Genomic DNA, 26,447 nt, shown 5'->3' with positions numbered 1-26,447 from the left:
GACGCGCATTCGGCAGCATGGCCGACACGCTGTTGCGCAACGCGGGGATGCCGCTCGAGCCACCGGTGAAAAATACCGTATTGACCTGTTCTACACCCACGCCGGCAGACTCGAGCAATTGAGTCACGCTGTTGCGCACTCGCTCCAGTTGAGTGTCGATCGCCGCTTCGAACATCGCCCGGCTCAGGTCGACACTCAAACCCGGTTCCACGCGGTCCATCGGTACATGGCGGCTTTGCGAATGGGTCAGCTGAATCTTGGTTTCTTCCACTTCCATGGCCAGCCAGTGCCCGGCGCGCTGCTCGATCAGTTTGAACAGCCGGTCGATGCCGCCGGTGTCTTCGATGTCGTATCGCATGCTGCCCAGCGCCAGTTGGGACTTCTGTGAATACACGGCGTTGATGGTGTGCCAGGTCGCCAGGTTCATGTGGTGACTGGTCGGCATGTAGGCTCCGCTTTTCATGCGGCTGCCATAGCCGAACAACGGCATGACACCCTGCAAGCTCAGTTGCTTGTCGAAGTCGGTCCCGCCGATGTGCACACCGCCGGTGGCCAGGATGTCGCTCTGACGCTCATCGTGCTGGCGACGCTCGGGAGACAGGCGCACCAGAGAGAAGTCCGATGTACCACCGCCGATGTCGACGATCAGTACCAGTTCTTCGTCGGTGATGGTTGACTCATAGTCGAAGGCTGCGGCAATCGGTTCGAACTGGAACGAGACATCCTTGAAGCCGATCTTGCGCGCGACCTCTGCCAGCGTGTCTTCGGCTTCCTGATCGGCCTGCGCGTCGTCATCGACAAAATGCACCGGGCGACCCAGCACGACCTGCTCGAACTCGCGTCCGGCGGTCTTTTCCGCACGCTTTTTCAGCTCGCCGATAAACAGCGCCAGCAGATCCTTGAACGGCATCGCCGTTCCCAGCACGCTGGTGTCATGCTTGATCAGTTTGGAGCCCAGCAGGCTCTTGAGCGAGCGCATCAGGCGGCCTTCATAGCCTTCCAGGTATTCGTGGAGCGCCAGACGGCCGTACACCGGGCGCCGCTCTTCCATGTTGAAGAACACCACCGAGGGCAGCGTGATCTTGTCGTCCTCCAGCGCGATCAACGATTCCACACCGGGGCGTTGCCAGCCGACCGTGGAATTGGACGTGCCGAAATCGATGCCGCAGGCACGGGCCGGGGATTGGTCATTCATGTCTTTTACGTTCCAGTCAAAAAACGGCCGCGCAGTTTATGTCAGTGCGCGGCAATTGCGTAGGGCGATACGTCGCCAATACTCGGTTATCGGTATTTGCGCCCAGGGCTTGAACTCGGCGCCATCACCCCCAATCTTGATGGGATTCTCGGTAGAGCAGGTTGTCCAACACCTGACCTGCCTGCCAACCTGGCGGGCTACCGATGTGTTTTTTCGACGTGAAGTCTTTCAGGTGCCTCGAACATGAGGAGGCTGGGCGTGTTATACCAGCGCATCTGGCTGCGCTGGATAATTGGGATGGGTGATTGTTAGATGGATTTCAAAGACTACTACAAGATACTGGATGTGGAACCGACTGCTGACGACAAGGCGATCAAGACGGCCTATCGCAAGTTGGCGCGCAAGTATCACCCCGACGTCAGTAAAGAGGCGGGGGCCGAGGACAAATTCAAGGAAGCGTCCGAGGCTTATGAAGTCCTGAGCAGCCCTGAAAAGCGGGCCGAGTACGACGAGTTGCGCAAGTACGGTCGCCAGGGTCGTCCTTTCCAGACTCCGCCGGGCTGGCAGAGCCGTGCCGGTGCGGGCGGGTTTGGCGAAGAGACTGCGGACTTCTCGGAATTCTTCAGCTCCATTTTCGGCGGGCGCGCCCAGCAGGGCGGTCGCAGTCGCAATCCCGGCCGTAAGGGCCAGGATGTGGAAATGGAACTGGCGGTGTTTCTGGAAGAGACGCTGTCGGCGGAGTCCAAGCAGGTCAGCTTCAAGGTGCCTCAGCACAGCCCCAACGGGCAGCGCATGAGTGACATCACCAAGACCTTGAACGTGAAGATTCCGGCCGGCGTGGTCGATGGCGAACGCATTCGTCTCAAAGGGCAGGGCGCGCCGGGAATCGCGGGCGGAGCCAATGGTGATCTGTACCTGATCATCCGCCTGGCACCGCACCCGATGTTTGAAGTGGAAGGTCATGATCTGGTCATCACTGTGCCGCTGGCACCGTGGGAGGCAGCGCTAGGCACCAAGGTGGCGGTGCCGACCCTGACCGGCCGGATCAACCTCACCATTCGCCCTGACAGTCAGAACGGTCAGCGCCTGAGGATCAAAGGCAACGGTCTGATGACCAAGAGTGGCGAGCGGGGCGACCTGTACGCTCAGCTCAAGATCGTTATGCCCAAACACACCGACGAAGCCGGGCGTGCACTGTGGCAGAAACTGGCGGACAGTTCGTCGTTTGATCCCAGAGCGCAGTGGGGCAACTGATCTGATCGTTCCGATGCGCAGCGACATTTTCAATGCTGCGTCGCAACGGCCAGGAATGGAGCTATCAAGACAGGCATGATCAGGGCGCGTGTGACGCTCAGGTCTTGGGCAGCACCACGGTAAAGGTGGTGCCGTCGCCGATGGTCGACGTCACGGTAATGCTGCCGCTGTGAGCGTTGACCACTTCCTTGACGATGAACAGTCCCAATCCCAGGCTGGTCGAGGTGGTGCGGCTTTCGCTGTTCTCTTCGGAACTGCGCACCAATGGATCGAAAATCGTGCTGATGGCGTCTTCGGCAATCGGTTTGCCTTCGTTGTGGACGACGATTTCTACCGTGTCCTTGCCTCCGGTGACCCGCACCGAGATCTCATGACTGGCCGCGCCGTGCTGCAGTGCGTTACCGATCAGGTTCTGCAGCATCTGACCGATTCGCCCACTGTCCCAGTGCCCCTGCGTTTCGCCCTCGATGCTCAGCACCGGTGCTGAACCGGGTTGTCCGGCAGTGGCTTCTTCGAGAGCTTCGCGGCACGCACCAGCCAGGTCCATGAACTTGCGTTCCACCGGCAGGCTGGCACCCAGCCGACTGCGGACGAACTCGAGCAGATCGCCGACCATCGTGCCCATGTGCCGGGTGCTGGTCTTGATGCGTGAAATATAGCCCTGGGTTTTGTCGTCCATCACCAGTTTGCGGGCCAGCAGTTCGGTGGACATGCTGACCGCCTGCAAGGGCGCGCGCAGGTCATGGCCCAGAATCGCCAGAAAGATATCCCGTGAACGCGCCACCCGCTCGGCATAAGCCGCCGTGGATTCGGCAAGCGCTTCATCGATGGCTTCGTTGAAACGGATCACGTCGAGGAAATCGGCCAGTTGCGGCGTGGTCAGGCTATCGACCCACAAACGAATCACACTGGCACGCAGGTGCCTGAACTCAGACGTCATCTGCACCAGGTCAAACCCGACTTCATGACGCAGCTCGCCATGACTGGCAGCGGCTTCATCCAGGCTCGGTGTCTTGTTCAACTCCTCGCCGCGCGCCTTGGCGATCTCTTCGCTTTTGCTTTGCGCCGTTTGCATGTCCCGCGCAGCCGCGAGCAGGATCGACCTGGCGTGATCGCGAAGTTCGGTGGTGTTCATGGTGTCGGCGGCGGGTTTCAGTGTTCTGGCGAAGTCTTCCCATTCATCGACGATGCGATCCACGTGGAGAACGATGAATTCGGAGAGGCGCATGGCCGGTTACCTTGCTGGGCGTGCTTGACGGAGATGGCGCATCTTACCCCGTTATTCAGGACGACAAATAGCGCGCCTACTGTCATTTCTGTCAGTAGACGCTGTTTTTCCACGTCCTAAGGTGGTGCTACGGATTACTTGCACGGAGGTCCGGAGCATGAGCGTTTTGACGGTAACCGATTCGACCTTTCAGGAAAGCGTTGTTCCCACAATGCTCAGGCAGGCATGAAATCGATCACGGTCCGATCATGGTTATCATCAATCGTGAAAGAGTCAGCGCACTCCCCAAAGATCTCTCGGAGCAGCAAACGTATAAAAAGGGTGGTTCAGATTCTTCACAGGTTAACTGCGGCACTTTGGTTTTCAGGAGAGTTTCATGCAAAAGACAGCATTTCTTGAACTCATCGAACGGTAAGTCAACCTTGCCGCCAAGAGCATTGTCGTAAAGAAAAGCGTAACGCTGTACGAGATGGGCTGTGGAAAACCAAATGTTCTCCTGGCGCTGCGTCGGGCATTCCAGAACAAGGCAACGCCGCAGGACCTGGGCATGCCGGATGCCATCAATGATGCCTTGCAGGCGTTGGGAATCCTTCAGTCGGGCGAGACTTTTCCGGGAAGGGTCGAGCCGGACTCGACGACTTGAACTACCTGCAAAGCAGGAGGCGTTTTACACGCCTCCTGCTTTTCAGAACAGAAAATACCGCTGTGCCATCGGCAACACATCAGCCGGCTCACACCACAACAGCACGCCGTCGGCCTTGACCTGATAGGTCTGCGGGTCGACTTCGATGTCGGGCAGGTAGTCGTTGTGGATCAGGTCTTTCTTCTGCACGCTGCGACAGCCTTTGACCACACCGATCTGTTTCTTCAAACCCAGTGACGCCGGCACGCCCGCTTCGAACGCTGCCTGACTGATGAACGTCAGGCTGGTGGCGTGCAGCGAGCTGCCGTAGCTGGCGAACATCGGGCGGTAGTGGACTGGCTGCGGGGTCGGAATCGAGGCGTTGGCGTCACCCATCAAACTGGCGGCAATGGCACCGCCCTTGAGAATCAGGGTCGGTTTGACGCCGAAGAAGGCCGGGCGCCATAGCACCAGGTCTGCCCATTTGCCGACTTCGATGGAGCCTACTTCATGACTGATGCCGTGAGTGATGGCCGGGTTGATGGTGTACTTGGCGATGTAGCGCTTGGCGCGGAAGTTGTCGTTGCCGGGGCCGTCTCCAGGCAGCGGACCGCGCTGTTTCTTCATTTTGTCGGCGGTCTGCCAGGTGCGCATGATCACTTCGCCGACCCGGCCCATGGCCTGACTGTCGGAACTGAGCATCGAAAACGCACCCAGATCATGGAGGATATCCTCGGCGGCAATGGTTTCGCGGCGTATGCGGCTTTCAGCGAACGCGACGTCCTCGGCGATGCTCGGGTCCAGGTGATGGCAGACCATCAGCATGTCCAGGTGTTCGTCGATGGTGTTGCGGGTGAAGGGCCGGGTCGGATTGGTGGAGCTGGGCAGCACGTTCGGCGAGCCGCAGGCCTTGATGATGTCCGGCGCGTGGCCGCCACCGGCACCTTCGGTGTGGTAGGTGTGGATGGTGCGATTCTTGAACGCAGCCAGCGTGGTTTCGACAAAGCCTGACTCGTTCAGCGTGTCGGTGTGAATCGCCACTTGCACGTCGTACTCGTCGGCAACGCTCAGGCAGTTGTCGATGGCGGCGGGCGTGGTGCCCCAGTCTTCGTGCAGCTTGAGGCCGATTGCGCCGGCCTTGACTTGCTCGACGAGCGGGCCGGGCAGGCTGACGTTGCCTTTGCCGGTGAAACCGATGTTCATCGGAAAGGAGTCAGCAGCCTGAAGCATGCGCGCCATGTGCCACGGGCCTGGTGTGACCGTGGTGGCGTTGGTGCCGGTGGCCGGGCCGGTGCCGCCGCCGATCATGGTGGTCACGCCGCTCATCAGTGCCTCTTCGATCTGCTGTGGGCAGATGAAGTGAATGTGCGTATCGACGCCGCCTGCGGTAAGGATCATGCCTTCGCCAGCGATGACTTCAGTGGAGGCGCCGACGGCGATGGTCACGTCGGGTTGAATGTCCGGGTTGCCGGCCTTGCCGATGGCGGCGATGCGGCCGTTCTTGAGGCCGACGTCAGCTTTTACGATGCCCCAGTGATCGATGATCAACGCGTTGGTGATCAGCGTGTCGACCACCTCGGCAGCCAGCAACTGGCCTTGGCCCATACCGTCACGGATAACCTTGCCGCCGCCGAATTTCACTTCTTCACCGTAGGTGGTGAAGTCTTTCTCGACTTCGATCCACAGCTCGGTGTCGGCCAGGCGAACCTTGTCGCCGACCGTGGGGCCGAACATGTCGGCGTAGGCTTGTCTGGAAATCTTCATGGTGATTCCTTTTGCAGTCTGATCGCGACCCGTTGGCGAACGTGCGCCGGGCGGTCATTCGACGAAGAGGCGCTTACATCCGAGAGCGGTTGAGCGCTCAAAACGCTGTCTGCGCATGCAAGCCCGCCCCGCCTGTTTTGGTTTGACCCATGCTGTGCGTGCGGTCTGCTGTCAATCCAGCTCGCCCATCACCCGACCGGCGAAGCCGTACACCTTGCGCAGTCCGGCCAGATCCACCAGCTCGACCTCCCGCGACTGGCCCGGTTCGAAGCGAACGGCTGTGCCAGCCGGGATATTCAGGCGCATGCCGCGACTGGCGGCCCGGTCGAAGGTCAGCGCATCGTTGGTTTCGAAAAAGTGAAAATGCGAGCCCACCTGAATCGGACGGTCGCCACTGTTGGCGACCGTCAGGCTCAAGGTGCGGCGTCCGGCGTTGAGTTCGATCTCGCCGGGCTGGATCTGGTATTGACCAGGGATCATGTCGGTTGCCCCAAGGTTTTGAAGTAAATGGCGGTCGGTCTGTAGCGACCGTCCGGCGTGGCGCAGTAGTTCGGCAGCTCGCCCACGTGCGTGTAGGCCATCGAGCGGTAAAAGGCCTCGGCCGTCGATCCCGCTTCGGTGTCCAGGTACAGCAGGCCGCGTTTGTGCTTTACGGCGGCCTGTTCGACCGCTTCCATCAGTTGCCTGCCCAGACCACGACCCCGTGCCTCGGGCAGCACCATCAGTTTCTGCACCTCGGCGCGATTCAGTCCGTTGGGCTTCTGACACAGCGACAATTGCGCGCTGGCCAGCACGTTTTCGTTGTCGACCACGACCCACAGCAGCAGCGCGCCTGCGGCGACATCGGCCTTGAGACCCTCACACCAGTCGAGCGCCTGCGGCAGCGTCAGGTCGGCCATGAATCCGACCGACGCTCCGTCGTGGACGGTGTCGAACAGCAACTGTGCCAGGCTCTCACGATAATGCGCGAAGCTTTCAGCGGTGACGCGACGCAACTGTGCAGGATTCATGGCGTTCCCTCGGTGTCCGGTCATGCAGAAGTGGGCGCTTGTGAGGCAGGGGGCCGAGCACCGGGCGAGAGGTCCAGTTGCATGAACGTCAGGTCCAGCCAGCGTCCGAATTTGGTACCGACCTGCGGCATCTGCCCGGTGGTCTGAAAGCCCAGGCGCGAATGCAGAGCGATCGAGGCGGCATTGCCGCTTTCGATGGCGGCCACCATCATGTGCTTGTTGCAGAGACGGGCGCGCTCGATCAGGGCGGTCATCAATTTGGAGCCCAGACCTTTGCCGCGCTGGTCGGCGCGTACATAGACCGAATGTTCGACGGTATGGCGAAAGCCCTCGAAAGGCCGCCAGTCACCGAATGACGAATAACCCACCACCTCGCCTGCCGCATCCACGGCAACCAGAATCGGATAGGCCTGCGTCTGGCGGGATGCATACCACGCCTGACGGTTGGCCAGGTCGACCGGCTGCTCATTCCAGATGGCAGTGGTGTTGAGCACCGCGTCGTTGTAGATGGCAAGGACGCCGGGCAGATCCTCCGGCAGCGCATCGCGAATCACATCTGACATGGTCGAGTCCTCAGGCAATCGGTTGATGCACGGTGACCAGCTTGGTGCCGTCCGGGAAGGTTGCTTCCACCTGAATCTCCGGAATCATTTCCGGAATGCCTTCCATCACCTGCTCGCGGGTCAGCAGCGTGGTGCCGTAGTGCATCAGATCGGCAACCGTCTGACCGTCGCGCGCGCCTTCAAGCAAAGCAGCGGAAATGTAGGCCATGGCTTCCGGGTAATTGAGCTTCACGCCGCGTGCCAGGCGTCGCTCTGCAACCAGACCGGCGGTGAAAATCAGCAGCTTGTCTTTTTCGCGTGGTGTCAGGTCCATGGGCGTTCCGTGTTGTAGTGTTCGGGGGGCCGTGCAGTCATCGTTGGCGCTTTTGTGGGAGCGGACCGGGAGGCGTTGCATTTGTCCGCGAAAAGGCCGACAAGTCCGGTGGTAGGTGCAGCGGCTAAATACAGGATTCGCGGACAAATCCGTTCCCTCGATCCTGGGGCTGCTGCGAGCAAGCGCTGTGTCAGGTACATAAAGGCATCTCCTGCATTCCCGACTTCATGTATTCCAGATTCTCGGTGTCACCGCCTCGCGGCCCAGCAACGCGGGGCGCAGTCTTTTCCACAGTTCGATCAGCCAGGCCCGGGCGTGCAGTGCTTCGTCGGCCAGACAGCGCGCCACCACCAACCCCGGCAACTGCGTCAGATCACCGCGTACCGGATTGGGCATCGACACGCTGCGACAGGCTTCAAGCAGTTCGCTTCCCACTTCGCCAGTGATCAGCAAGGTGGCGAACACCGTTCGGCCATCCAGCCCGACGGGCGAGTCCAGCAGTCCGTCACCGCCGATGATGCGTTGGCGTTCGTGCCAGATCAATGTGCCGTCGCGGCGAATATCCAGCGCAGACTGAAAATGCCCATGTTCGAAACGTTCGCCGCTGGCTGGACGGCCCAGCGCCACGACATCCCAATAACACAGCTTCGCGTCACCATGCAGCTCGATGCGGGTTGTAAGTTCAGCCTGCGCGTCGCTGAACACGATCGTTTCCTGAGGCAACCATTCCAGCGTCGCGCCGGACTCTACCTTCAGATCCAGTTGCTGAAATGCCGGGCTTGCGGCGCGATACCATTTGGCCGCGCCGGGGCTGGTCAACTGTGCCCAGGCGTTGGCGCCGACGCTGGCTGAAATATCCAGCCGGTCGCCACCCGCGATACCGCCCGGTGGGTGAACGATAATGTGCTGACACACCTGCGGGCCTTCGGCGTACAGATGCTTTTGCACGCGCAGCGGGCCTTTGTGACGGCGCTGAACCGGGCGCGTGCTGTCGGCAAAACGACCATAGCCCAGTTCCAGCTCGGCGTGCCAGCTGGGCGTGAACAGGGCGGTATTGGCAGGCAGATTCATGGCGTCTTCAATATCTGTGTCGAGGCTGCACGATAACGGATTGGCGCATCAAATGGTGACCAGCCCACGAACGCCTTCGGCTTCCATGTTTTCGCCACGGCCTTGCTGGACGATTTCGCCTCGCGACATCACCAGGTACTGGTCGGCCAGTTCGGCGGCGAAGTCGTAGAACTGTTCTACCAGCAGAATCGCCATGTCGCCACGTTCAGCCAGCTTCTTGATCACTGCGCCGATTTCCTTGATCACCGACGGCTGGATGCCTTCGGTGGGCTCATCGAGAATCAGCAGGCGCGGGCGGCTTGCCAGCGCGCGGCCAATCGCCAGTTGTTGTTGTTGACCGCCGGAAAGATCGCCGCCCCGGCGATGTTTCATCTGCAACAGCACAGGGAACAGCTCGTAGATGAAGGCCGGGACTTCCTTGGCTTCCGAACCGGGGAAGCGCGACAGGCCCATCAACAGGTTTTCCTCGACCGTCAGCCGACCGAAGATCTCCCGGCCCTGCGGCACGTAGGCAATACCGGCATGCACGCGCTGGTGCGGTTTGAAACCGGTGATAGCCTTGCCTTCCCACTGCACCGAGCCTTCCTTCGAGGGCAGCAAACCCATCAGCACGCGCAGCAGCGTGGTCTTGCCGACGCCGTTGCGGCCCAGCAGGCAGGTGACTTCACCGACCTTCACATCAAAAGACAGGCCACGCAGAATGTGGCTGCCGCCGTAGTACTGATGAAGCTTTTCGACCTGCAGCATGGTTCATGTTCTCTTTTGTATAGCGTGCTTGCCGTTGTGCGTCGCAAGATGTTTTCCCCCGCGGAACGTGGGAACAGTCAGGCAAGCCTCAACGGCCCAGGTACACCTCGATCACGCGCTCATCAGCCTGTACGTCGTTCAGCGAGCCTTCGGCCAGCACACTGCCCTGGTGCAGGACGGTCACGTGATCGGCAATCGAGCCGACGAAGCCCATGTCGTGCTCGACCACCATCAATGAGTGCTTGCCGGCCAGGCTCTTGAACAGTTCGGCGGTGAATTCGGTTTCGGCATCGGTCATGCCTGCGACCGGCTCGTCGAGCAGCAGCAATTGCGGGTCCTGGACCAGCAGCATGCCGATCTCCAGAAACTGTTTCTGACCGTGGGACAGCAGTCCGGCCGGGCGTTGCGTCGATGCCGTCAACCGGATGGTTTCCAGCACCTCGTCGATCCGGTCGCGCTGCTCGCCATTCAAGCGTGCACGCAGGCTGGCCCAGACGGATTTGTCAGTCTTTTGTGCCAGCTCCAGGTTTTCGAACACGCTCAAGGCCTCGAATACCGTGGGCTTTTGAAACTTGCGTCCGATCCCGGCCTGAGCAATCTGCACTTCGCTCATCTGGGTCAGGTCCAGTGTTTCGCCGAACCAGGCCTTGCCGTGACTGGGCCGTGTCTTGCCGGTGATCACGTCCATCAGCGTGGTCTTGCCTGCGCCGTTGGGGCCGATGATGCAGCGCAGTTCACCGACGCTGATGTACAGATTCAGGTCATTGAGCGCCTTGAAGCCATCGAAGCTGACGCTGATGTCTTCCAGGGTCAGGATCGTGCCGTGGCGCGTATTCAGGCCTTTGCCGGCGCTTTGGCCCAGCCCGAGCGCATCGCGACTGGTGCCTGCATCGGAGTTGGGGTCCAGCACCGGCTCCAGCATGAAAGAGGGCGTTGGCGTGGTTTTCATGACTCGCTCCTTTTCTTCAGTACGCCGATGACGCCTTTGGGCAGGTAGAGCGTGACGATGATGAACAGTGCACCGAGGAAGAACAGCCAGTATTCCGGGAATGCCACGGTGAACCAGCTCTTCATGCCGTTGACCAGACCTGCGCCCAGCAGCGGACCGATCAACGTACCGCGTCCGCCCAGCGCCACCCAGACGGCGGCCTCGATGGAGTTGGTCGGCGACATTTCGCTCGGGTTGATGATGCCGACCTGCGGCACGTACAACGCACCGGCCAGGCCGCACAAGACAGCGCTCAGCACCCAGACGAACAGCTTGAAGCCGCGTGGATCGTAGCCGCAGAACATCAGGCGGTTTTCCGCATCGCGCAGGGCGGTCAACACGCGGCCGAATTTGCTCTGCGCCAGCCGCCAGCCTATGTACAGACTGGCGACCAGCAGAATCACGGTCGCCAGGAACAGCACTGCCCGCGTGCCCTGCGAACTGATGCTGAACCCCAGAATGCTGCGGAAGTTGGTGAAACCGTTGTTGCCGCCGAAACCGGTTTCGTTGCGAAAGAACAGCAACATGCCAGCGAATGTCAGCGCCTGGGTCATGATCGAGAAATACACGCCCTTGATCCGCGAGCGGAAGGCGAAGAAGCCGAACACCAGCGCCAGCAGGCCCGGCGCGAGCACCACCAGACACATGGCCCACAGGAAATGGTCGGTGCCGGCCCAGTACCACGGCAGTTCGGTCCACGACAGGAAAGTCATGAATGCGGGCAACCCGTCGCCCGCCGCTTCGCGCATCAGGTACATGCCCATGGCATAACCGCCCAGCGCGAAGAACAGGCCGTGGCCCAGCGACAGCAGCCCGGCATAACCCCAGACCAGGTCCAGCGCCAGGGCGACGATGGCGTAGCAAAGAATCTTGCCGACCAGCGTCAGGGTGTAGGCCGACACTTGCAGAGCATTGTCAGGCGGCAGCAACGAGAGCAGCGGCAGGGCCAGTAAGACCGCGAGCACCAGAATGCCCACCGTCAGTGTGCCCTTGGGGCCGACTTTTTGTGCAGCGGTTACCATCAGTGGCTGGCTCATCAATCGATCACCCGTCCTTTCAAGGCGAAGAGGCCTTGCGGACGTTTCTGGATAAACAGAATGATCAGCGCCAGGATCAGGATCTTGCCCAGTACGGCGCCGATTTGCGGTTCGAGAATCTTGTTGGCGATGCCCAGCCCGAAGGCCGCCATCACGCTGCCTGCCAGTTGCCCGACGCCGCCGAGCACCACCACCAGGAACGAATCGATGATGTAGCTCTGGCCCAGGTCAGGTCCGACGTTGCCGATCTGGCTCAGCGCGACACCGCCCAGTCCCGCGATGCCCGAACCAAGTCCGAACGCCATCATGTCGATGCGTCCGGTCGGCACGCCGCAGCAGGCGGCCATGTTGCGGTTCTGGGTCACGGCACGCACGTTCAGGCCCAGCCGGGTCTTGTTCAGCAGCAGCCAGGTCAGCACCACCACGAACAGCGCGAAGGCAATGATCACGATGCGGTTGTAAGGCAGGACCAGATTCGGCAGCACCTGAATGCCGCCGGACAGCCATTGCGGGTTGGCGACTTCCACGTTTTGCGCACCGAACGCCAGACGCACGGCCTGAATCAGCATCAGGCTGATGCCCCAGGTGGCGAGCAGGGTTTCCAGCGGACGCCCATACAAATGGCGAATCACCGTGCGCTCCAGCGCCATACCGATCAGCGCCGTGACGAAAAACGCAACCGGCAGTGCCACCAGTGGATAGAACTCGATAGCGCCCGGTGCATAACGCTGAAGCATCAGTTGCACGACGTAGGTCGAGTAAGCGCCCAGCATCAGCATTTCGCCGTGGGCCATGTTGATCACGCCCAGCAGGCCGAAGGTAATGGCCAGGCCCAGCGCGGCCAGCAACAGGATTGAGCCCAGCGACATGCCGCTGAATGCCTGACCGAGGATCTCGCCGATCATCAGTTTGCGTTTGACCTGCGCCAGGCTTGTTTCAGCAGCAATGCGCACCGACGCATCGTTCTCCACGCCCGGTGATAGCAGTGATTCCAGGCGGGTCCGGGCCAGTGGATCGCCGGTCTCGCCCAGCAGACGCACGGCGGCCAGCCGCACGGTCGGGCTGCTGTCGACCAGTTGCAGATTGGCCAGCGCCAGGGTCAGTGCATCTTTCACGTTGTCGTCTGTCTCACTCGCAACGCGTTGGCTCAACAGATCCAGCTGCGCAGGGCGAGCGCTTTTCTGCAATTGCAGGGCTGCGGCCATGCGCAGTTTCACATCGGCCGCCAGCAGTTGATGACTGGCCAGCGCGGTCTCGACCAGACCGCGTAGCCGGTTGTTCAGGCGCAATTTGCGCGGTTCGTCAGGAGTCGGGGCGTCGGCTGCTGGGGGCGCGTCAGCATCCATCAGCGCGTAGGTGCCGTTGTTCTCGACCCAGGCTCGCTTGCTGGCGTCGGCGGCGATACGTCCGTCGCGCAGTGCTTCCAGCAACTCGACCCGTTCAGGCGCCGGTCTGGCTGCCCAGGTTTCCAGCAGGTCTGCCTGTTGCGAGGAGCCAGCCGCAACGAAGTCGCCCGCATCGCTGGCCTGCGCCGCAAAAGGCAGCAACAGGGCAATGGCAAGAATCAGGCGGTAAAAGTAAGAGGGCATATCGATGGCCTTGCTGCACACGTCTGGATAAATCCATCGACCCGCAGAGGCTTGCTTGCGAACGCGTTTTTTCAAACAGTACCTCCCCTCAGGGAAGTACTGATGTCGCCGCGAGCAGGCTCGTTCCTACAGGGTCGATGGGAGCGATCATCCGTTATCAGTTGCTCTTCACCGCATGATCCGGCTTCTTTTCGTTGCCAGGAATGTACGGGCTCCATGGCTGGGCGCGGATCGGCTCCTTGGTCTGCCAGACCACGTTGAACTGACCGTTTTCCTGGACTTCGCCGATCATCACCGGCTTGTGCAGGTGGTGGTTGGTTTTGTCCATGGTCAGGGTGAAGCCGGACGGCGCGGCAAATGTCTGCCCGGCCATGGCTTCGCGCACTTTGTCGACATCGGTGGACTTGGCTTTTTCGACCGCTTGCGCCCACATGTGGATGCCGACGTAGGTGGCCTCCATCGGGTCGTTGGTCACGGCCTTGTCCGCGCCTGGCAGGTTTTTCTTCTTGGCGTAGGCGGTCCAGTCAGCGACGAACTTCTTGTTGACCGGGTTCTCCACCGACTGGAAGTAGTTCCAGGCGGCGAGGTGACCGACCAGTGGCTTGGTGTCGATGCCGCGCAGTTCTTCTTCGCCGACCGAGAAGGCCACGACCGGTACGTCGGTGGCTTTCAGGCCCTGGTTGGCCAGTTCCTTGTAGAACGGCACGTTGGAGTCGCCGTTGACCGTAGAGATGACCGCCGTCTTGCCGCCCGCCGAGAATTTTTTGATGTTGGCCACGATGGTCTGATAATCGGCATGGCCGAACGGGGTGTAGACCTCTTCGATGTCGTTGTCCTTCACCCCCTTGGAGTGCAGGAATGCGCGCAGAATCTTGTTGGTGGTACGTGGGTAGACGTAGTCGGTGCCCAGCAGGAAGAAACGCTTGGCCTCGCCGCCGTCCTCGCTCATCACGTACTCGACCGCAGGAATGGCCTGCTGGTTAGGTGCTGCACCGGTGTAGAACACATTTGGCGACATCTCTTCACCTTCGTATTGCACCGGGTAGAACAGCAGACCGTTGAGTTCCTCGAAGACCGGCAGGACCGACTTGCGCGATACGGAGGTCCAGCAGCCAAACACCACCGCGACCTTGTCCTGGGTCAGCAACTGACGGCCCTTTTCCGCGAACAGCGGCCAGTTTGAGGCGGGGTCTACCACGACCGGCTCCAGCATCTTGCCGTTCACGCCGCCCTTGGCGTTGATCTCGTCGATGGTCATCAGGGCCATGTCTTTCAATGACGTTTCGGAAATGGCCATGGTTCCGGAAAGCGAATGCAGGATGCCGACCTTGATGGTTTCGGCGGCCTGAACGGTCCATGACAGGCCCATGGCTGCGATGGATGCGGACAGGGTGAACGCTTTGATCAGACTGCGACGCTTCATTGGACGGGCTCCGTTGATCTGGTTTTTTTTGGGTTGGGCAGATGAACTCTCTGCGAGCTTCCAAGCAAAGGCTGTGCCCAGCCGGTCAAACGGCTTTAGGCCGCGGCTTGTGCGGGATCCAGAGAACAGCGGTGCACTGATGTGGAGCCGGGAAGGGAGTCTGGTGCGCGGGGACGTTCAATGTTGGTGCGTGCGGAGTTCAGAAACAAAAAAGCCGCCCGAAGGCGGCTTTGGAACATCTGGATCGAACGAGGCCTGATCCTGTCAGGTGAGGAATTCATCACAAAACCGCCCGCCGGTTTCAGGCCTCGTAGCGTGCAATTTAAGCTGCCGCCGAGGAATTAGCAAAGCGGGAAAAAACTATTCGATCAAACAGCCAGACCACCACCAGTGAAACACCCACCAGCGGGAACGCCACGGCAATACCGAACATGATCACCATGGCGGTTTTCCAGCGGGGCAGGTCATGGCGCAGTGGCGGTACGCCGAGTCCGCCCTGAGGTCGACGCTTCCACCAGATCACCAGCCCGCTGACTGCGCTGAGCAGGATCATCAGGCAGGCGAGGAAGATCAGTAACTGATTGATCCAGCCAAAGAATTTGCCTTCGTGCAGCATGACGCCCATCTCGGTCGCCTGCGACACCAGGCTGTAATCCTGCCAGCCGACATCGGCCAGAACCTTGCCGCTGTATTGGTCGATGTGCAACGTTGCGTCCCTGCGCGGGTCGTCGGCGAACACGGACACCGTAAACACGCCTTCGGCGGTTTTGGGTGCGGTGATGCTGTAGCCGGGCTCGATGCCCTTGGCAGTTGCGATATCGACCACTTGTTGAAGGCCGATTTTCGGCGCGGCAGGGCCTGCCGACATGCCATGCTGGTGCATGTGCTCGGCATGCTCGCCGGTGGACTGCGGCATCGGCGTGTTTTCCATTGCCCACGGCACGGTCTGCGCGCTGGCCGTGTTGAGTTCACCAGCCATTTGCGTGGACTTGGGCACGTCGGTCCACATCGCGGCCGGGAAGGTGTTCCACACTGCGGCGTATTGCTTGCCCCACAGACCGGTCCAGGTCATGCCGCTGAGCAGCATGAACAACAGAATCAGCGATCCCCAGAAGCCGGTGACGGCGTGCAGGTCCTTCCACAGCACGCGACCGCGCGCGGTCAGCCGAGGCCAGAGCACGCCGGCAACGCGAGCGTTGCGTGGCCACCACAGGTAAAGCCCGGAAATCACCAGCATGATGCCCCAGCCGGCCGCCAGTTCGATCAGTCGGTCACCGATCGTGCCGATCATCAATTCGCCATGCAGCGCGCGGGCAATGGCCTGCAGGTTCTGCTTCGCGTCCTGAGAACCAAGAATCTCGCCGCGATAGGGATCGATAAAGACATTCACCTCACGGCCCTTATCGAGTATCACGAACTGCGCGCTGCCCTCGGCATTGGTCGGCGGAAAGTACTTGCTCACGGCGGCCTGTGGGTAAGTGCTCAGCACGCGCTGTTGAAGCTCGTCGGCGCTGATCGAATGGTGAGCAGGCGTCACGCTCAGCAGGTCGCTGTACATCAGGTTGTCGAGCTGCGGCTTGAACAGGTAAATGATCCCGGTCAGCGATAGCAGGATCATGAACGGCGCGACGAACAGGCCGGCGTAGAAATGCCATCGCCAGGCCAGGTTATAGAAAGAAACAGTGGGTTTTGACACGGTCAACGCTCCCCGATAGGGATGACACACAGCACGAAGCGCCCTTGGCCGAAGCCAGGCGGTCGTGGAAACTTTTAGGGTGGTTTCAGGCTGTGAAAAATATCGGCGGTGCCCGGCTTCGGGCATTGGGGAAAATCGACCGCTGCGCATGCCCGTGCCGGGTCGTCGCGGCGAAGAAATCAGCCGGACGGGGCGGTGTCGCGGCAACCAGCACCGGTACACCGGCCAGAGCAGGGCAACTGAATAGCAGCGTGCAGTAACCACATTTCGCCCACAACGCATGATCGCTCATGCCCGTGTCGCCGGCTTTCCCGGTCGCCTGCTCGCTACCGTGGTGCGCGTGATGGCTGTCGGCCGACGCCTCCATTGGCATGGACATGGCTGGCGGCATCGACATGCCGGCGTGCTGATCCATCGGCATCGACTGGGAAATCAGTGGGCCGATAAAGATCATCAACATGGCGAACAGGCTCAGCCACGTGCCCCTGTGTTCAAGAGGCACGGCTGATCGTTCGCGAGTGCGGCGCATGGCGCTCAATCCGGAAAACTACTCAGTGCTGGTGTTCGGGAGCATGCTTTTGTACCACGACCTGCACCTGGACATCGCCAGCCTTCTCGAAATGCAGCGTCATCGGGAAACGCTCTCCGACGAGCAGCTTCGAACGGTCCTTGATATCCAGCAGCATCACGTGCCACGCCATCGGCGCGAAGGTCACGGTGGCGCCAGCGGGCACGTCTACGGTCTGAACCTGTTGCATCTTCATCAGGCCGTCCGCCTGAATGTGCTCATGCAACTGCGCTTGCCCGGCAATCGGCGTATCGACGCCGAGCAGGCGGTCTGCGCGGGTGCCTGTGTTCTTTAGCGTGAAATACGCGGCCACGGTCGGTGCGTTGGGTGGCAATTCCATGGACCACGGATGGCCGATCATGATCTGGCCCGCGCTGTATTGGTGAGCATGGGCGAAACAGGCTGGCAGCATAAGGGCGGCCAGCATCAGGGCGTTCTTCAACATCGGGGGTTCTCCGGTCAATCCATTCAGGTGCAGCGAAGCACGGGCAAACGGGTTATCAGACCGGTGGAGAGGCTCGCGGGTTGGCGCTCGGCCAGAGCAGTCGAGGCGAAGCACGAATCAGGAAAATCGCAGGCGGAAAGGACTCGGGCTCCAGACGCGCCAATTGCCCGTGATTGAAACCTTGAGGAAGGACAACCAGGACCGAACCCGAACAGCACGGGCAATGCTGCATCGTAGATTGATGCTGATCGTCAGGAATACTTTGCGCCGGGTCACCCAACGCAATGGCTACCAGCCGCGTACCGCTGGCGCTGCAAAACGTCCCCCACAGCACCTGCTCCCCGGCCGCCCGTGGCGTGCCGGGTGACAGCGGCATGGCCAGCAGACTGAACAGCACTGCAAAGCAGGCAATCCAGACCGATGTGGTGCGACGTGAAGACATTACGGTTTCCGTAAATGGGGGCGATCAACCTCGCCATTTAGCCTGAATGGCGGGGATAAGTAAAAAGGACGGGGCGTGGTGGGGTGTCGCGGCTTGTGAATGCCTGTCAACGAGTGCTGGCATGCAGCTTGAGGCCTATTGCGCGCATGACTTTCATGACCGTCGTGAATTCAGGGTTGCCGTTTGCGCCAAGGGCTTTGTACAGACTTTCACGGCCCAGATCGGTGTCACGCGCAATCTGCGTCATGCCGTAGGCTCTGGCGATGTCGTTGAGTGCTGCGCGTACCAGCATCCCGTCACCTGAATCTTCTTCAAGACAAGCATCCAGATAGCTGACCATGTCTTCAGGCGTTTTCAAGTACTCGGCGGTATCGAATGGAGTGGTGTCTTGAGTCATGATCAGTTCCTCTCGCAGAGGTGTTTTGCCAGCTGCCTGGTATGCTTGATGCCTTGCTTTGGGTGGATTTATCGCCTGCGATCAGAAGCAGATAAATCAGGCCCGCCCGATGCGTCATGTAAATCCTGTAGCCAGGACCGTAGTGAACCCGCATTTCCCCAGACACTTTGCCCAACGCTTTCACAGTCTCCCAAATTGCCTGGTTCCGCTGCTTTTATCCGTGCAAGGAATTGATCAGCCGGGGGGGGGAAGGCGCAGGCTAATAAGCGAATCAGGTGAATACAATAAGCGTTATAACTTCCAGACCTTTCATGCGCGCGTGAGGGCGAATGGTCTTCTGGACAAGTACTTTGTTCTGACAAAGAGCATTCAGCATTGCTTCAGGGCTACCGCCCCAAAGCCCTCAACACCTCATCGACACTCCACAGCACCCGATCGACCTCCGGCAACTCCGGCCGTTTCAGGATCAGCACGGGCAAGCCGCGTTCGCGGGCGACGTCGAGTTTGGGTTCGGTGGAGTCACTGCCGCTGTTTTTGCTGATCAGCACGTCGATTGCGCGCTGTTCGAACAATCGGCGTTCGTCCTCGAGCAGAAAAGGGCCCCGGGCGCCGATGACCTCGCAGCGGGCGTTGCCGGGATAGCTGTCCAGGGCGCGCAATGTCCAGAACTGATGTTCGGGAATTTCCTCCAGATGCTGCAATGGCTCGCGACCGAGGGTGAAGAACGGACGTTTGAACCGGGCCAGCATGGCGACCAGCTCTGACCAGTCGGCCACTTCGCGCCAGTCATCACCGGGGCCGGCCTGCCAGGCGGTGCGACGCAGGGCCCAGCACGGAATGCCCGCCTGCCGCGCAGCGAGGGCCGCGTTGTGGCTGATTTGCGCGGCGTAAGGATGTGTGGCGTCCAGCAACAGATCGACACCTTGTTCGCGAATGTACTGCGCCATGCCCTCGGCGCCGCCATAGCCACCGATTTTCAACTGGCAATTCAGATCGGTCGGCACCCGGCCAACGCCTGCCAGGCTGTAGATGTGCTCGGGCCCCAGCGTTCGGGCGATGGCCAGGGCTTCGGTAATACCACCCAACAACAGGATGCGCTTCATGCGGGTTCTCCAGAGGATGTGACGCCAGCCTGTCCGACGATCCCGCCCTGCCGATCGATGGCAAAGACTTCGACCTGAACGCTGGCGGGCACCACGCTACGGGCGAAATTCAACGCGTGTTGGCAGACCGCATCACCCAGCGGCACCCCCACCGCAGCGCTCATCGCCAAGGCCTGCTGGCTGGTGTTGGCGTCGCGTATCTGCTGTTGCAGGGCGGCATCCGCACCCACGTCCGCTGCCCAGTGCGCCAGTTGTGGCAGGTCGATGCTGGAGTGGCGGCTGTGCAGGTCCATGTGACCGGCCGCCAGCTTGCTGATCTTTCCGAATCCGCCACAGAGACTGAGCTTGTGCACAGGTACTTTGCGCAGGTGCTTGAGCACGGCACCGACGAAGTCGCCCATTTCGATCAGGGCGATGTCCGGGATGCCGTAGACCCGGCGCATGGTGTCTTCGCTCGCGTTGCCGGTACAGGCGGCGATGTGCAGGTAACCGTTGGTGAAGGCCACGTCGATGCCTTGATGGATCGAAGCGATATAGGCGGCGCAGGAGAACGGCCGCACGATACCGCTGGTGCCCAGAATCGACAGCCCGCCGAGAATCCCCAACCGGGGGTTCATGGTCTTGAGCGCCAGCGCCTCGCCGCCCTCGACGCCAATCGTCACTTCGAAACCGCCGCCGTAATCCTGTGTTGTGGCCAGATTCAGCAAGTGCTCGGTCATCATGCGCCGTGGAACGGGATTGATGGCTGGCTCACCGACGCCCAGCACCAGGCCGGGCCGCGTCACGGTGCCGACGCCGGGGCCTGCGACGAAGCGTACGCCGGGGGCCGATTCGAGCCTGACGCGCGCGAACACCAGTGCGCCGTGGGTCACGTCGGGATCATCCCCGGCGTCCTTCAGCGTGCCCGCTTCGGCGTAGTTACCCACATGACGGCAGAACTCCAGACGCATCTGCACCTGCTTGCCCTTGGGCAGCACGATCTGCACCGCATCGCTCACTTGCCCGCACAGCAGCAGTCTGGCCGCCGCAAGGCTGGTCGCGGTTGCACAGCTGCCCGTCGTCAGGCCGCTGCGCAGAGGCGCTGGCTGTTCAGCGGTTTCGTCACGCATCAGGGTTTGACCACATCCAGCAGAGTGATCGGCAAGGCCTGGCGCCAGGTATCGAAGTCACCCAGCGGCTGCGCGTGGGCGATGTGGATGCGGGTCAACTCGCCGCCGTGTCTTTCCCGCCAGGCCATCAGTGTCGCTTCGCTTTGCAGGGTGACCGCATTGGCGACCAGCCTGCCGCCGGAGCGCAAGTGCTCCCAGCAGGTGTCGAGCACGCCGGGACGGGTGACGCCGCCGCCAATGAAAATCGCGTCCGGACGCTCAAGACCGTTCAGGGCCTGCGGCGCACTGCCCCGCACCAGTTGCAGGCCGGGAACGCCCAGCGCATCGCGATTGAATTCGATCAGTTGCTGGCGACCCTCGTCCGCTTCGATAGCCAGGGTGCGGCAGGTCGGATGAGCGCGCATCCATTCGATGCCGATCGAGCCGCAGCCTGCCCCGACATCCCAGAGCAGTTCGCCGGGTACCGGGGCCAGACGGGAAAGCGTGATCGCTCTGACATCACGCTTGGTGAGCTGGCCGTCGTGCTCGAAGGCGCTGTCCGGCAGACCGGCCAGAGTGGTCAGGCGCGTGGCACCGGCATCGGCGCGGCAGTCGATGGCGACCAGATTCAACGCCGCGATCTCAGGATTGCCCCACTCGCTGGCCAGACCGTCGACGCGACGCTCGGCCTCGCCACCCAGATGTTCCAGCACGGTCATACGGCTGGGGCCAAAGCCTCTTTCACGCAACAGACCGGCAATGATCGCCGGACTGCTGCCATCGTTGCTCAGCACCAACAGGCGCACGCCGTGATGAATGTGGGCATTTAGCGCGGCGACGGGACGGGCCACCACGGACAGTGTGACCGCGTCCTGCAACGGCCAGCCCAGTCTTGCCGCTGCCAGAGAATAAGAGGAGGGCGCAGGAATGACGCGCATTTCTTCGATGGGCACCACACGGCTCAGGCTGGCGCCGACGCCGTACAGCATCGGATCACCACTGGCCAGCACACAAACTTCGGCCCCACGCTGCTCCAGCACCGGACTGAGCGAAAAAGGGCTCGGCCAGGCGCGGCGTTCAGCGCGAATACAGGGCGGCAGCAAGGCCAGTTGACGCGGACCACCGAACACCTGATCGGCGCGCAGCAGCGCATGCCGGGCATTTTTGCCCAGGCCTTTGTAACCGTCTTCCCCGATCCCCACGACTGTCAGCCAAGGCGACATGCACACCCCTCAATACGAACTTCCGACAGAGCGCCTTTTCATGCCTGCGGACAAAGCAGGCATAATACCGCGCCCGACGGGGTACACGTGCTCTAATCCACGTACGGTTCCAGCCAGTTCCTGCCAGGTGATCCATTGAACGAGCAGAAGTCCGCTCGCATATCCAGCGCAACGCTACGCCCCTCGGCCTGTCCGGGGTTGCTGCGTATCGTCCCGGCGCTGGACGGTGGCATTTGCCGGATCAAACTGCCCGGCGGAGTCATTCTCGCCGAACAGGCCATGGCCGTGGCGCGGGCGGCGCAGGCCTGTGCGCACGGCGTGATTGAGGCCACCAACCGCTCCAATCTGCAGATTCGCGGCGTGGGCGATGATCACGACGGGTTGATTCAAGCCCTGATGAACGCAGGCCTTGGCCCGGCAAACCCTGACAGCGATGACGTGCGCAATCTGATGCTCAGCCCGGTTGCCGGGCTGGACGCGCAGATGCTGTTCGACGCCCGGCCACTGGCTGCTCAGATTCTGGCGACGCTGGAAAGTCATCCGCGTTTTCACGAGCTGTCGCCCAAATTCGCGATTTCTCTGGATGCGGGCGAAGCGCTGGTGATGCTGGAACATCCTCATGACCTGTGGTTGTCAGCCGTGAAAGTCGATGGCGAGGTGATGCTGGCGTTCGGGCTGGCGGGCTGCCCGGCGCACGACCGTCCTCTGGGCGTCGTGCCGCTGGCGCACGGGCAGGCCTTGGTGGTCGCGCTTCTCGAGCTGTTTCTCGAACTGGCCCGGCCGGAACACACCCGCATGCGGCACCTGCTGGCCGAGACGCCGACAGACGAAATCCTGCGCCAGTTGGCGACGCGTCTGGACGTCGTTGTGTGCGTTGACCCCGCCATAATAAACAGGCAGCGCTCGACGTCTCCACGCAATCGGCACATCGGGATTTATCCACAGGCTCAGCCTGGGCTGGTCGCGGTGGGAGCTGTGGTGCCGCTCGGGCGTCTGGATGGCGAGACGCTCTCGGCGATCGCGCAATTGGCACTGGATCAGGGCGATGGCACCTTGCACCTGACACCCTGGCAGAGCCTGTTGCTGCCCAATGTGCCGACAGAACGTGCGCCTGCGGTGCTTGCCGCCTTGCAGGCAGCAGGGCTGATTGGCTGCGTCGGGCAGCCGCTGGCGCAGATCGTGGCCTGTACCGGCTCGGCCGGTTGCGCCAAGGGGCTGGCCGACACCAAGGCCGATGCCCGACAACTGGCGGCACACTTGCATGACAGCCAGGCGGTGCACCTCACAGGTTGCCGACGCTCCTGCGCGGCGGCGCATGTGGCACCGGTGACTTTGCTGGCCGTCTCACCCGGCCGCTACGACCTTTATTTTCGCGACGCAGCCCATCCCGGTTTCGGTGTACTGCGCGCGCGTGACCTTACTATTGAAGCAGTCGGTGCGCAGTTGAACGCCGACTCACGGAGCAACACTGCATGATTGATTACATCCGCGATGGTCAGGAGATTTATCGCAACTCCTTCTCGATCATTCGCGCTGAAGCGCGCCTGGACACGATCCCTGCCGACCTGGAAAAACTCGCCGTGCGTGTGATCCACGCCTGCGGAATGGTCGAAGTCATCGAAGACCTGCGCTTCTCGCCGGGCGCGGGCGCTGCCGGACGCAACGCGCTGGCTGCGGGCGCGCCGATCCTGTGCGACGCACGCATGGTTTCCGAAGGCATCACCCGCACCCGTTTGCCTGCCCACAACGAAATCATTTGCACCCTGCACGACGAAGGCGTGCGGGAAATGGCCCTGGAGCTGGGCAACACCCGATCCGCCGTGGCGCTGGAGCTGTGGCGTCCGTATCTGGAGGGCAGCGTTGTGGTGATCGGCAATGCACCGACGGCGTTGTTCTATCTGTTGGAAATGCTGGACGCTGGCGCACCGAAACCTGCACTGATTCTCGGCTTCCCGGTCGGTTTCGTCGGTGCCGCCGAATCCAAGGCCATGCTTGCCGCCGACAGCCGTGGTGTGCCGTTCGTGATCATGCAGGGCCGTCGTGGCGGCAGCGCCATGGCCGTTGCCGCCGTCAACGCACTGGCCACGGAGATCGAATGATGCAGGCACGCGGTCGATTGATTGGCCTGGGCGTCGGTCCCGGCGACCCGGAGCTGATTACCGTCAAGGCGTTGCGCCTGCTGCGCGAATCGCCGGTGGTGGCGTATTTCGTGGCCAAGGGCAAGAAAGGCAATGCGTTTGGCATCATCGAGGCTCATCTGCAGGACGTGCAGACCCTGATGCCACTGGTGTACCCGGTGACCACCGAGGCGCTGCCCGCGCCGCTGTCGTACGAAAAAGTCATCAGCGACTTTTACGATGAGTCGAGCCTGTTGGTCGCTGCGCACCTGGATGCCGGTCGCGACGTGGCGGTGATCTGCGAAGGCGATCCGTTCTTCTACGGCTCCTACATGTACCTGCACGATCGCCTGGCCGAGCGTTACGAAGCCGAGGTCATTCCGGGCGTCTGCTCGATGCTGGGCGGCGCTTCGGTGTTGGGCGCGCCGCTGGTCTACCGTAATCAGAGCCTTTCGGTGCTCTCTGGCGTGCTGTCCCATGAAGACTTGAAGCGCAAGCTGGCCGATGCCGATGCCGCGGTGATCATGAAGCTGGGCCGCAACTTCCACAAAGTGCGCGAAGTGCTGACCGAACTGGGCATGGCCGGACGCGCGCTGTACGTCGAGCGGGCAACCATGGCCAACCAGAAGATCGTGCCGATGGATGAGGTCGATCCGATGTCTTCACCGTATTTTTCGCTGATCATCGTTCCCGGTGACAGGTGGCAAGGCTGATGGCACACGACATTCCGGCCATCGTTATCCTTGGCAATGGCAGCCTTGCCACCGCAAGGCGCATTCAATGCCTGTACCCCGATGCCTCGATTCACGGGCTGGTCGAGCGCGTTCAAGGTGCCGACAGAACCTACAGCGAATTCGGCGCGACCTTGCGCCAGTTTTATCAGCAGAACACCCCGATCATTGCGCTGTGCGCGGCGGGCATCGTGATTCGCACCCTGGCGCCGCTGCTGCTGGAGAAAGGAGCCGAGCCGCCGGTTCTGGCCGTGGCCGAAGATGGCAGCGCCGTGGTGCCGTTGCTGGGCGGGCTGGGTGGCGTCAACGTCATGGCCCGCGCCATTGCGGCCGGGCTGGCGGTCAATCCGGCGATTACCACCAGTGGCGAGCTGCGATTCGGCACCTGCCTGCTCAATCCGCCCAGCGGCTATGCCTTGGGTGATCTGGAATTGGGCAAGCGGTTCGTTTCCGATCTGCTGTCCGGCGAGCCGGTACGCATCGAAGGCGACGCGCCGTGGCTGGCCCAGGCACAATTGCCCGAGGATCCGCAGGCCGAGCTGGCGATTCATGTGGGGTCCGCGTTGCGTGAGCCTTCGGCCAGCGAGCTGTTGATCTATCCGCGCAACGTGCTGGTGGCCGTGGACGATATCGCCGACGGGCTCGCCGTCCGGATCCGTGCTGCCTTGCAGGAGGCCCGCATCGCCGGGCCATCCCTTGCCTGCCTGCTGGCGGGTGAGCAGCATCTGGCCAACGCATTGCTGCATCGGGCCGCAGCCGAGCTGGACGTGCCGGTTCGGTTCGTCACTGCCGGTTCGGCCAGCGACATGGCAACGCGCGCCGTGCCGCAACTGCTGCCACCCGTGAGCGGCGCAGGGCTGGCGATTGCGGTCGCCGCGCAACCGCTGGACGTGAACCTGATCGGACGCGGACGTGGTCGTCTTGCCGTCATCGGCCTGGGGCCGGGTGCCGCAGACCTGATGGTGCCAGCGGTCAAGGCCGAACTGTCGCGTGCCAACGACGTGCTGGGTTACGAGACCTATGTGCGTATGGCCGGCCCGTTCCGCTCCGATCAGGTGCTGCATTGCACCGATAATCGGGAGGAAATGATGCGCGCGCGTCACGCCTTCGAACTGGCCGCACAAGGTCGTTCGGTGGTCGTGGTCTCGTCTGGCGACCCCGGCGTGTTCGCCATGGCGTCGGCAGTGCTCGAAGCCTTGCATGAGTCCGAGGACCCACAGTGGCACGCGGTCGAGCTGGAAATCCTGCCTGGTGTTTCCGCATCGCTGGCCACGGCAGCACAGGCCGGTGCGCCGCTGGGGCATGACTTCTGCGTATTGTCGCTGTCGGACAACCTCAAGCCTTGGGAGGTCATCGAAAAGCGTCTGGATCTGGCGTGCCAGGCCGATCTGGCGCTGGCGTTCTATAACCCGATCTCTCGCTCACGCCCCTGGCAACTGGGACGGGCGCTGGAAATCGTTCGTCAGCATCGCACTCCGCAAACGCCCGTCACGCTGGGCCGTGACATCGGTCGACCGGGGCAGACCCTGCGCATCATCACCCTCGGCGAGTTAACGCCGGAGCAAGTGGACATGCGGACCATGGTGCTGATCGGCTCGTCGCTGACCTGCACATTTCCTCGCAACGAGGGCGGTCAGTGGGTCTACACGCCACGTTGGTACGGCGCAAAACCTCAGAAATGAAGTAGGCGCATTTGGGCGCTTTCCCGCAAGGACGTAGGAAAGCGCTTAAAGTTGCCGCCGACAAGTTGAACGTCAATCGACGCTTCGTCTCTCGCACACCACGAATTTCAGCCAGTTGAACTGCATCGTGCGTAGTTCTTTTCTAGCTAGC

General features: G+C 61.5%; 26 protein-coding genes and 1 pseudogene. 5 read left to right on the top strand and 22 right to left on the bottom strand.

The window, feature by feature from the left end; translation table 11 throughout:
* Window positions 1-1,195, bottom strand: a 1,195-nt coding sequence (locus BZK31_RS16195) for an Hsp70 family protein (RefSeq protein WP_083183965.1), incomplete at its 3' end; no start/stop codon positions are given.
* A gap of 312 nt (window positions 1,196-1,507) precedes the next feature.
* On the opposite strand from BZK31_RS16195, the gene cbpA reads away from it, so the two are divergent.
* On the top strand, window positions 1,508-2,449 hold the full coding sequence (gene cbpA, locus BZK31_RS16190) for a curved DNA-binding protein (RefSeq protein WP_083183964.1): 942 nt from the start codon (window positions 1,508-1,510) through the stop codon (window positions 2,447-2,449).
* Between the two features lie 97 nt (window positions 2,450-2,546).
* On the opposite strand, the gene BZK31_RS16185 is transcribed toward cbpA, so the two are convergent.
* The 21 genes and pseudogenes from BZK31_RS16185 to cbiE all read right to left on the bottom strand — a co-directional run bounded on the left by BZK31_RS16185 (window position 2,547) and on the right by cbiE (window position 21,766).
* A complete protein-coding gene (locus BZK31_RS16185) occupies window positions 2,547-3,677 on the bottom strand; it encodes a sensor histidine kinase (RefSeq protein ID WP_083183963.1) in 1,131 nt (376 codons plus the stop codon).
* A 685-nt stretch (window positions 3,678-4,362) separates the two neighbouring features.
* Complete coding sequence (gene ureC, locus BZK31_RS16175; protein WP_083183962.1) at window positions 4,363-6,063, bottom strand: urease subunit alpha; 1,701 nt, start codon at window positions 6,061-6,063, stop codon at window positions 4,363-4,365.
* A 171-nt stretch (window positions 6,064-6,234) separates the two neighbouring features.
* Entirely contained in the window at window positions 6,235-6,543 is a 309-nt protein-coding gene (locus tag BZK31_RS16170) for an urease subunit beta (RefSeq protein ID WP_024688758.1), read from the bottom strand.
* Complete coding sequence (locus tag BZK31_RS16165; RefSeq protein ID WP_083183961.1) at window positions 6,540-7,073, bottom strand: GNAT family N-acetyltransferase; 534 nt, start codon at window positions 7,071-7,073, stop codon at window positions 6,540-6,542. The genes BZK31_RS16170 and BZK31_RS16165 overlap by 4 nt, the downstream gene beginning before the upstream one ends.
* 20 nt (window positions 7,074-7,093) lie before the next feature.
* Window positions 7,094-7,636, bottom strand: a complete 543-nt coding sequence (locus BZK31_RS16160; RefSeq protein ID WP_083183960.1) for a GNAT family N-acetyltransferase — start codon at window positions 7,634-7,636, stop codon at window positions 7,094-7,096.
* A 10-nt stretch (window positions 7,637-7,646) separates the two neighbouring features.
* On the bottom strand, window positions 7,647-7,949 hold the full coding sequence (locus tag BZK31_RS16155; RefSeq protein WP_004887254.1) for an urease subunit gamma: 303 nt from the start codon (window positions 7,947-7,949) through the stop codon (window positions 7,647-7,649).
* 225 nt (window positions 7,950-8,174) lie between these two features.
* A complete protein-coding gene (locus tag BZK31_RS16150) occupies window positions 8,175-9,020 on the bottom strand; it encodes an urease accessory protein UreD (protein WP_083183959.1) in 846 nt (281 codons plus the stop codon).
* Window positions 9,021-9,068: 48 nt separating this feature from the next.
* Complete coding sequence (gene urtE, locus BZK31_RS16145; RefSeq protein ID WP_003376418.1) at window positions 9,069-9,767, bottom strand: urea ABC transporter ATP-binding subunit UrtE; 699 nt, start codon at window positions 9,765-9,767, stop codon at window positions 9,069-9,071.
* 88 nt (window positions 9,768-9,855) lie between these two features.
* The gene (urtD, locus tag BZK31_RS16140) at window positions 9,856-10,716 is read right to left on the bottom strand and encodes an urea ABC transporter ATP-binding protein UrtD (RefSeq protein ID WP_083183958.1); all 861 of its coding nucleotides are present in this window, start codon (window positions 10,714-10,716) and stop codon (window positions 9,856-9,858) included.
* Complete coding sequence (gene urtC, locus BZK31_RS16135) at window positions 10,713-11,792, bottom strand: urea ABC transporter permease subunit UrtC (protein WP_083183957.1); 1,080 nt, start codon at window positions 11,790-11,792, stop codon at window positions 10,713-10,715. The genes urtD and urtC overlap by 4 nt, the downstream gene beginning before the upstream one ends.
* Window positions 11,792-13,381, bottom strand: a complete 1,590-nt coding sequence (urtB, locus tag BZK31_RS16130; protein ID WP_083183970.1) for an urea ABC transporter permease subunit UrtB — start codon at window positions 13,379-13,381, stop codon at window positions 11,792-11,794. Before urtB ends, urtC begins: the two co-directional genes overlap by 1 nt.
* A gap of 157 nt (window positions 13,382-13,538) precedes the next feature.
* Entirely contained in the window at window positions 13,539-14,804 is a 1,266-nt protein-coding gene (gene urtA / locus BZK31_RS16125) for an urea ABC transporter substrate-binding protein (protein WP_083183956.1), read from the bottom strand.
* 322 nt (window positions 14,805-15,126) lie between these two features.
* On the bottom strand, window positions 15,127-16,500 hold the full coding sequence (locus tag BZK31_RS16120) for a PepSY-associated TM helix domain-containing protein (protein WP_083183955.1): 1,374 nt from the start codon (window positions 16,498-16,500) through the stop codon (window positions 15,127-15,129).
* Window positions 16,501-16,585: 85 nt separating this feature from the next.
* Window positions 16,586-17,029, bottom strand: a complete 444-nt coding sequence (locus tag BZK31_RS16115; RefSeq protein WP_083183954.1) for a DUF2946 domain-containing protein — start codon at window positions 17,027-17,029, stop codon at window positions 16,586-16,588.
* A gap of 22 nt (window positions 17,030-17,051) precedes the next feature.
* A complete protein-coding gene (locus BZK31_RS16110) occupies window positions 17,052-17,513 on the bottom strand; it encodes a copper chaperone PCu(A)C (RefSeq protein ID WP_083183953.1) in 462 nt (153 codons plus the stop codon).
* 55 nt (window positions 17,514-17,568) lie between these two features.
* Window positions 17,569-17,955, bottom strand: coding sequence for a DUF2946 domain-containing protein (locus BZK31_RS16105; RefSeq protein ID WP_083183952.1), 387 nt, complete (start codon window positions 17,953-17,955; stop codon window positions 17,569-17,571).
* Between the two features lie 106 nt (window positions 17,956-18,061).
* Window positions 18,062-18,352 carry an addiction module antidote protein gene (locus tag BZK31_RS16100; protein WP_083183951.1) on the bottom strand — a complete coding sequence of 97 codons (291 nt, stop codon included), beginning with the start codon at window positions 18,350-18,352 and terminating at the stop codon, window positions 18,062-18,064.
* Window positions 18,300-18,633, bottom strand: a pseudogene (locus BZK31_RS30130) (type II toxin-antitoxin system RelE/ParE family toxin). Before BZK31_RS30130 ends, BZK31_RS16100 begins: the two are co-directional and overlap by 53 nt.
* A gap of 105 nt (window positions 18,634-18,738) precedes the next feature.
* Complete coding sequence (locus BZK31_RS16095; RefSeq protein ID WP_083183950.1) at window positions 18,739-19,455, bottom strand: cobalt-precorrin-6A reductase; 717 nt, start codon at window positions 19,453-19,455, stop codon at window positions 18,739-18,741.
* Complete coding sequence (locus BZK31_RS16090; protein ID WP_083183949.1) at window positions 19,452-20,564, bottom strand: cobalt-precorrin-5B (C(1))-methyltransferase; 1,113 nt, start codon at window positions 20,562-20,564, stop codon at window positions 19,452-19,454. Before BZK31_RS16090 ends, BZK31_RS16095 begins: the two co-directional genes overlap by 4 nt.
* Entirely contained in the window at window positions 20,564-21,766 is a 1,203-nt protein-coding gene (gene cbiE / locus BZK31_RS16085; RefSeq protein WP_083183948.1) for a precorrin-6y C5,15-methyltransferase (decarboxylating) subunit CbiE, read from the bottom strand. Before cbiE ends, BZK31_RS16090 begins: the two co-directional genes overlap by 1 nt.
* 135 nt (window positions 21,767-21,901) lie before the next feature.
* Here cbiE and cobG point away from each other — a divergent pair, with 135 nt between their 5' ends.
* From cobG to cobJ, 4 genes are read left to right on the top strand one after another with little or no spacing between them, the layout of a single operon-like run.
* A complete protein-coding gene (gene cobG / locus BZK31_RS16080) occupies window positions 21,902-23,242 on the top strand; it encodes a precorrin-3B synthase (protein ID WP_083183947.1) in 1,341 nt (446 codons plus the stop codon).
* Window positions 23,239-23,865, top strand: coding sequence for a precorrin-8X methylmutase (locus BZK31_RS16075; RefSeq protein WP_083183946.1), 627 nt, complete (start codon window positions 23,239-23,241; stop codon window positions 23,863-23,865). Before cobG ends, BZK31_RS16075 begins: the two co-directional genes overlap by 4 nt.
* Window positions 23,865-24,596 (top strand): precorrin-2 C(20)-methyltransferase, encoded by a 732-nt coding sequence (locus BZK31_RS16070; protein ID WP_083183969.1) that lies wholly within the window; start codon window positions 23,865-23,867, stop codon window positions 24,594-24,596. Before BZK31_RS16075 ends, BZK31_RS16070 begins: the two co-directional genes overlap by 1 nt.
* Window positions 24,596-26,296, top strand: a complete 1,701-nt coding sequence (gene cobJ, locus BZK31_RS16065; protein WP_083183945.1) for a precorrin-3B C(17)-methyltransferase — start codon at window positions 24,596-24,598, stop codon at window positions 26,294-26,296. Before BZK31_RS16070 ends, cobJ begins: the two co-directional genes overlap by 1 nt.
* The last annotated feature ends 151 nt before the right edge of the window (window positions 26,297-26,447 follow it).

The organism is Pseudomonas floridensis (assembly GCF_002087235.1).
Classification (GTDB): domain Bacteria; phylum Pseudomonadota; class Gammaproteobacteria; order Pseudomonadales; family Pseudomonadaceae; genus Aquipseudomonas; species Aquipseudomonas floridensis.
The sequence above is the reverse complement of the archived record's forward strand: the minus strand, read 5'-3'. Positions and strand labels throughout refer to the sequence as shown.

Bases quoted from the DNA above. Each gene is read 5' to 3' on its own strand.
- cbpA (WP_083183964.1), top strand. From the start codon at position 1,508: ATGGATTTCAAAGACTACTACAAGATACTGGATGTGGAACCGACTGCT.
- BZK31_RS16185 (WP_083183963.1), bottom strand. From the start codon at position 3,677: ATGCGCCTCTCCGAATTCATCGTTCTCCACGTGGATCGCATCGTCGAT.
- ureC (WP_083183962.1), bottom strand. From the start codon at position 6,063: ATGAAGATTTCCAGACAAGCCTACGCCGACATGTTCGGCCCCACGGTC.
- BZK31_RS16170 (WP_024688758.1), bottom strand. From the start codon at position 6,543: ATGATCCCTGGTCAATACCAGATCCAGCCCGGCGAGATCGAACTCAAC.
- BZK31_RS16165 (WP_083183961.1), bottom strand. From the start codon at position 7,073: ATGAATCCTGCACAGTTGCGTCGCGTCACCGCTGAAAGCTTCGCGCAT.
- BZK31_RS16160 (WP_083183960.1), bottom strand. From the start codon at position 7,636: ATGTCAGATGTGATTCGCGATGCGCTGCCGGAGGATCTGCCCGGCGTC.
- BZK31_RS16155 (WP_004887254.1), bottom strand. From the start codon at position 7,949: ATGGACCTGACACCACGCGAAAAAGACAAGCTGCTGATTTTCACCGCC.
- BZK31_RS16150 (WP_083183959.1), bottom strand. From the start codon at position 9,020: ATGAATCTGCCTGCCAATACCGCCCTGTTCACGCCCAGCTGGCACGCC.
- urtE (WP_003376418.1), bottom strand. From the start codon at position 9,767: ATGCTGCAGGTCGAAAAGCTTCATCAGTACTACGGCGGCAGCCACATT.
- urtD (WP_083183958.1), bottom strand. From the start codon at position 10,716: ATGAAAACCACGCCAACGCCCTCTTTCATGCTGGAGCCGGTGCTGGAC.
- urtC (WP_083183957.1), bottom strand. From the start codon at position 11,792: ATGAGCCAGCCACTGATGGTAACCGCTGCACAAAAAGTCGGCCCCAAG.
- urtB (WP_083183970.1), bottom strand. From the start codon at position 13,381: ATGCCCTCTTACTTTTACCGCCTGATTCTTGCCATTGCCCTGTTGCTG.
- urtA (WP_083183956.1), bottom strand. From the start codon at position 14,804: ATGAAGCGTCGCAGTCTGATCAAAGCGTTCACCCTGTCCGCATCCATC.
- BZK31_RS16115 (WP_083183954.1), bottom strand. From the start codon at position 17,029: ATGCGCCGCACTCGCGAACGATCAGCCGTGCCTCTTGAACACAGGGGC.
- BZK31_RS16110 (WP_083183953.1), bottom strand. From the start codon at position 17,513: ATGTTGAAGAACGCCCTGATGCTGGCCGCCCTTATGCTGCCAGCCTGT.
- BZK31_RS16105 (WP_083183952.1), bottom strand. From the start codon at position 17,955: ATGTCTTCACGTCGCACCACATCGGTCTGGATTGCCTGCTTTGCAGTG.
- BZK31_RS16100 (WP_083183951.1), bottom strand. From the start codon at position 18,352: ATGACTCAAGACACCACTCCATTCGATACCGCCGAGTACTTGAAAACG.
- BZK31_RS16095 (WP_083183950.1), bottom strand. From the start codon at position 19,455: ATGAAGCGCATCCTGTTGTTGGGTGGTATTACCGAAGCCCTGGCCATC.
- BZK31_RS16090 (WP_083183949.1), bottom strand. From the start codon at position 20,564: ATGCGTGACGAAACCGCTGAACAGCCAGCGCCTCTGCGCAGCGGCCTG.
- cbiE (WP_083183948.1), bottom strand. From the start codon at position 21,766: ATGTCGCCTTGGCTGACAGTCGTGGGGATCGGGGAAGACGGTTACAAA.
- BZK31_RS16075 (WP_083183946.1), top strand. From the start codon at position 23,239: ATGATTGATTACATCCGCGATGGTCAGGAGATTTATCGCAACTCCTTC.
- BZK31_RS16070 (WP_083183969.1), top strand. From the start codon at position 23,865: ATGCAGGCACGCGGTCGATTGATTGGCCTGGGCGTCGGTCCCGGCGAC.
- cobJ (WP_083183945.1), top strand. From the start codon at position 24,596: ATGGCACACGACATTCCGGCCATCGTTATCCTTGGCAATGGCAGCCTT.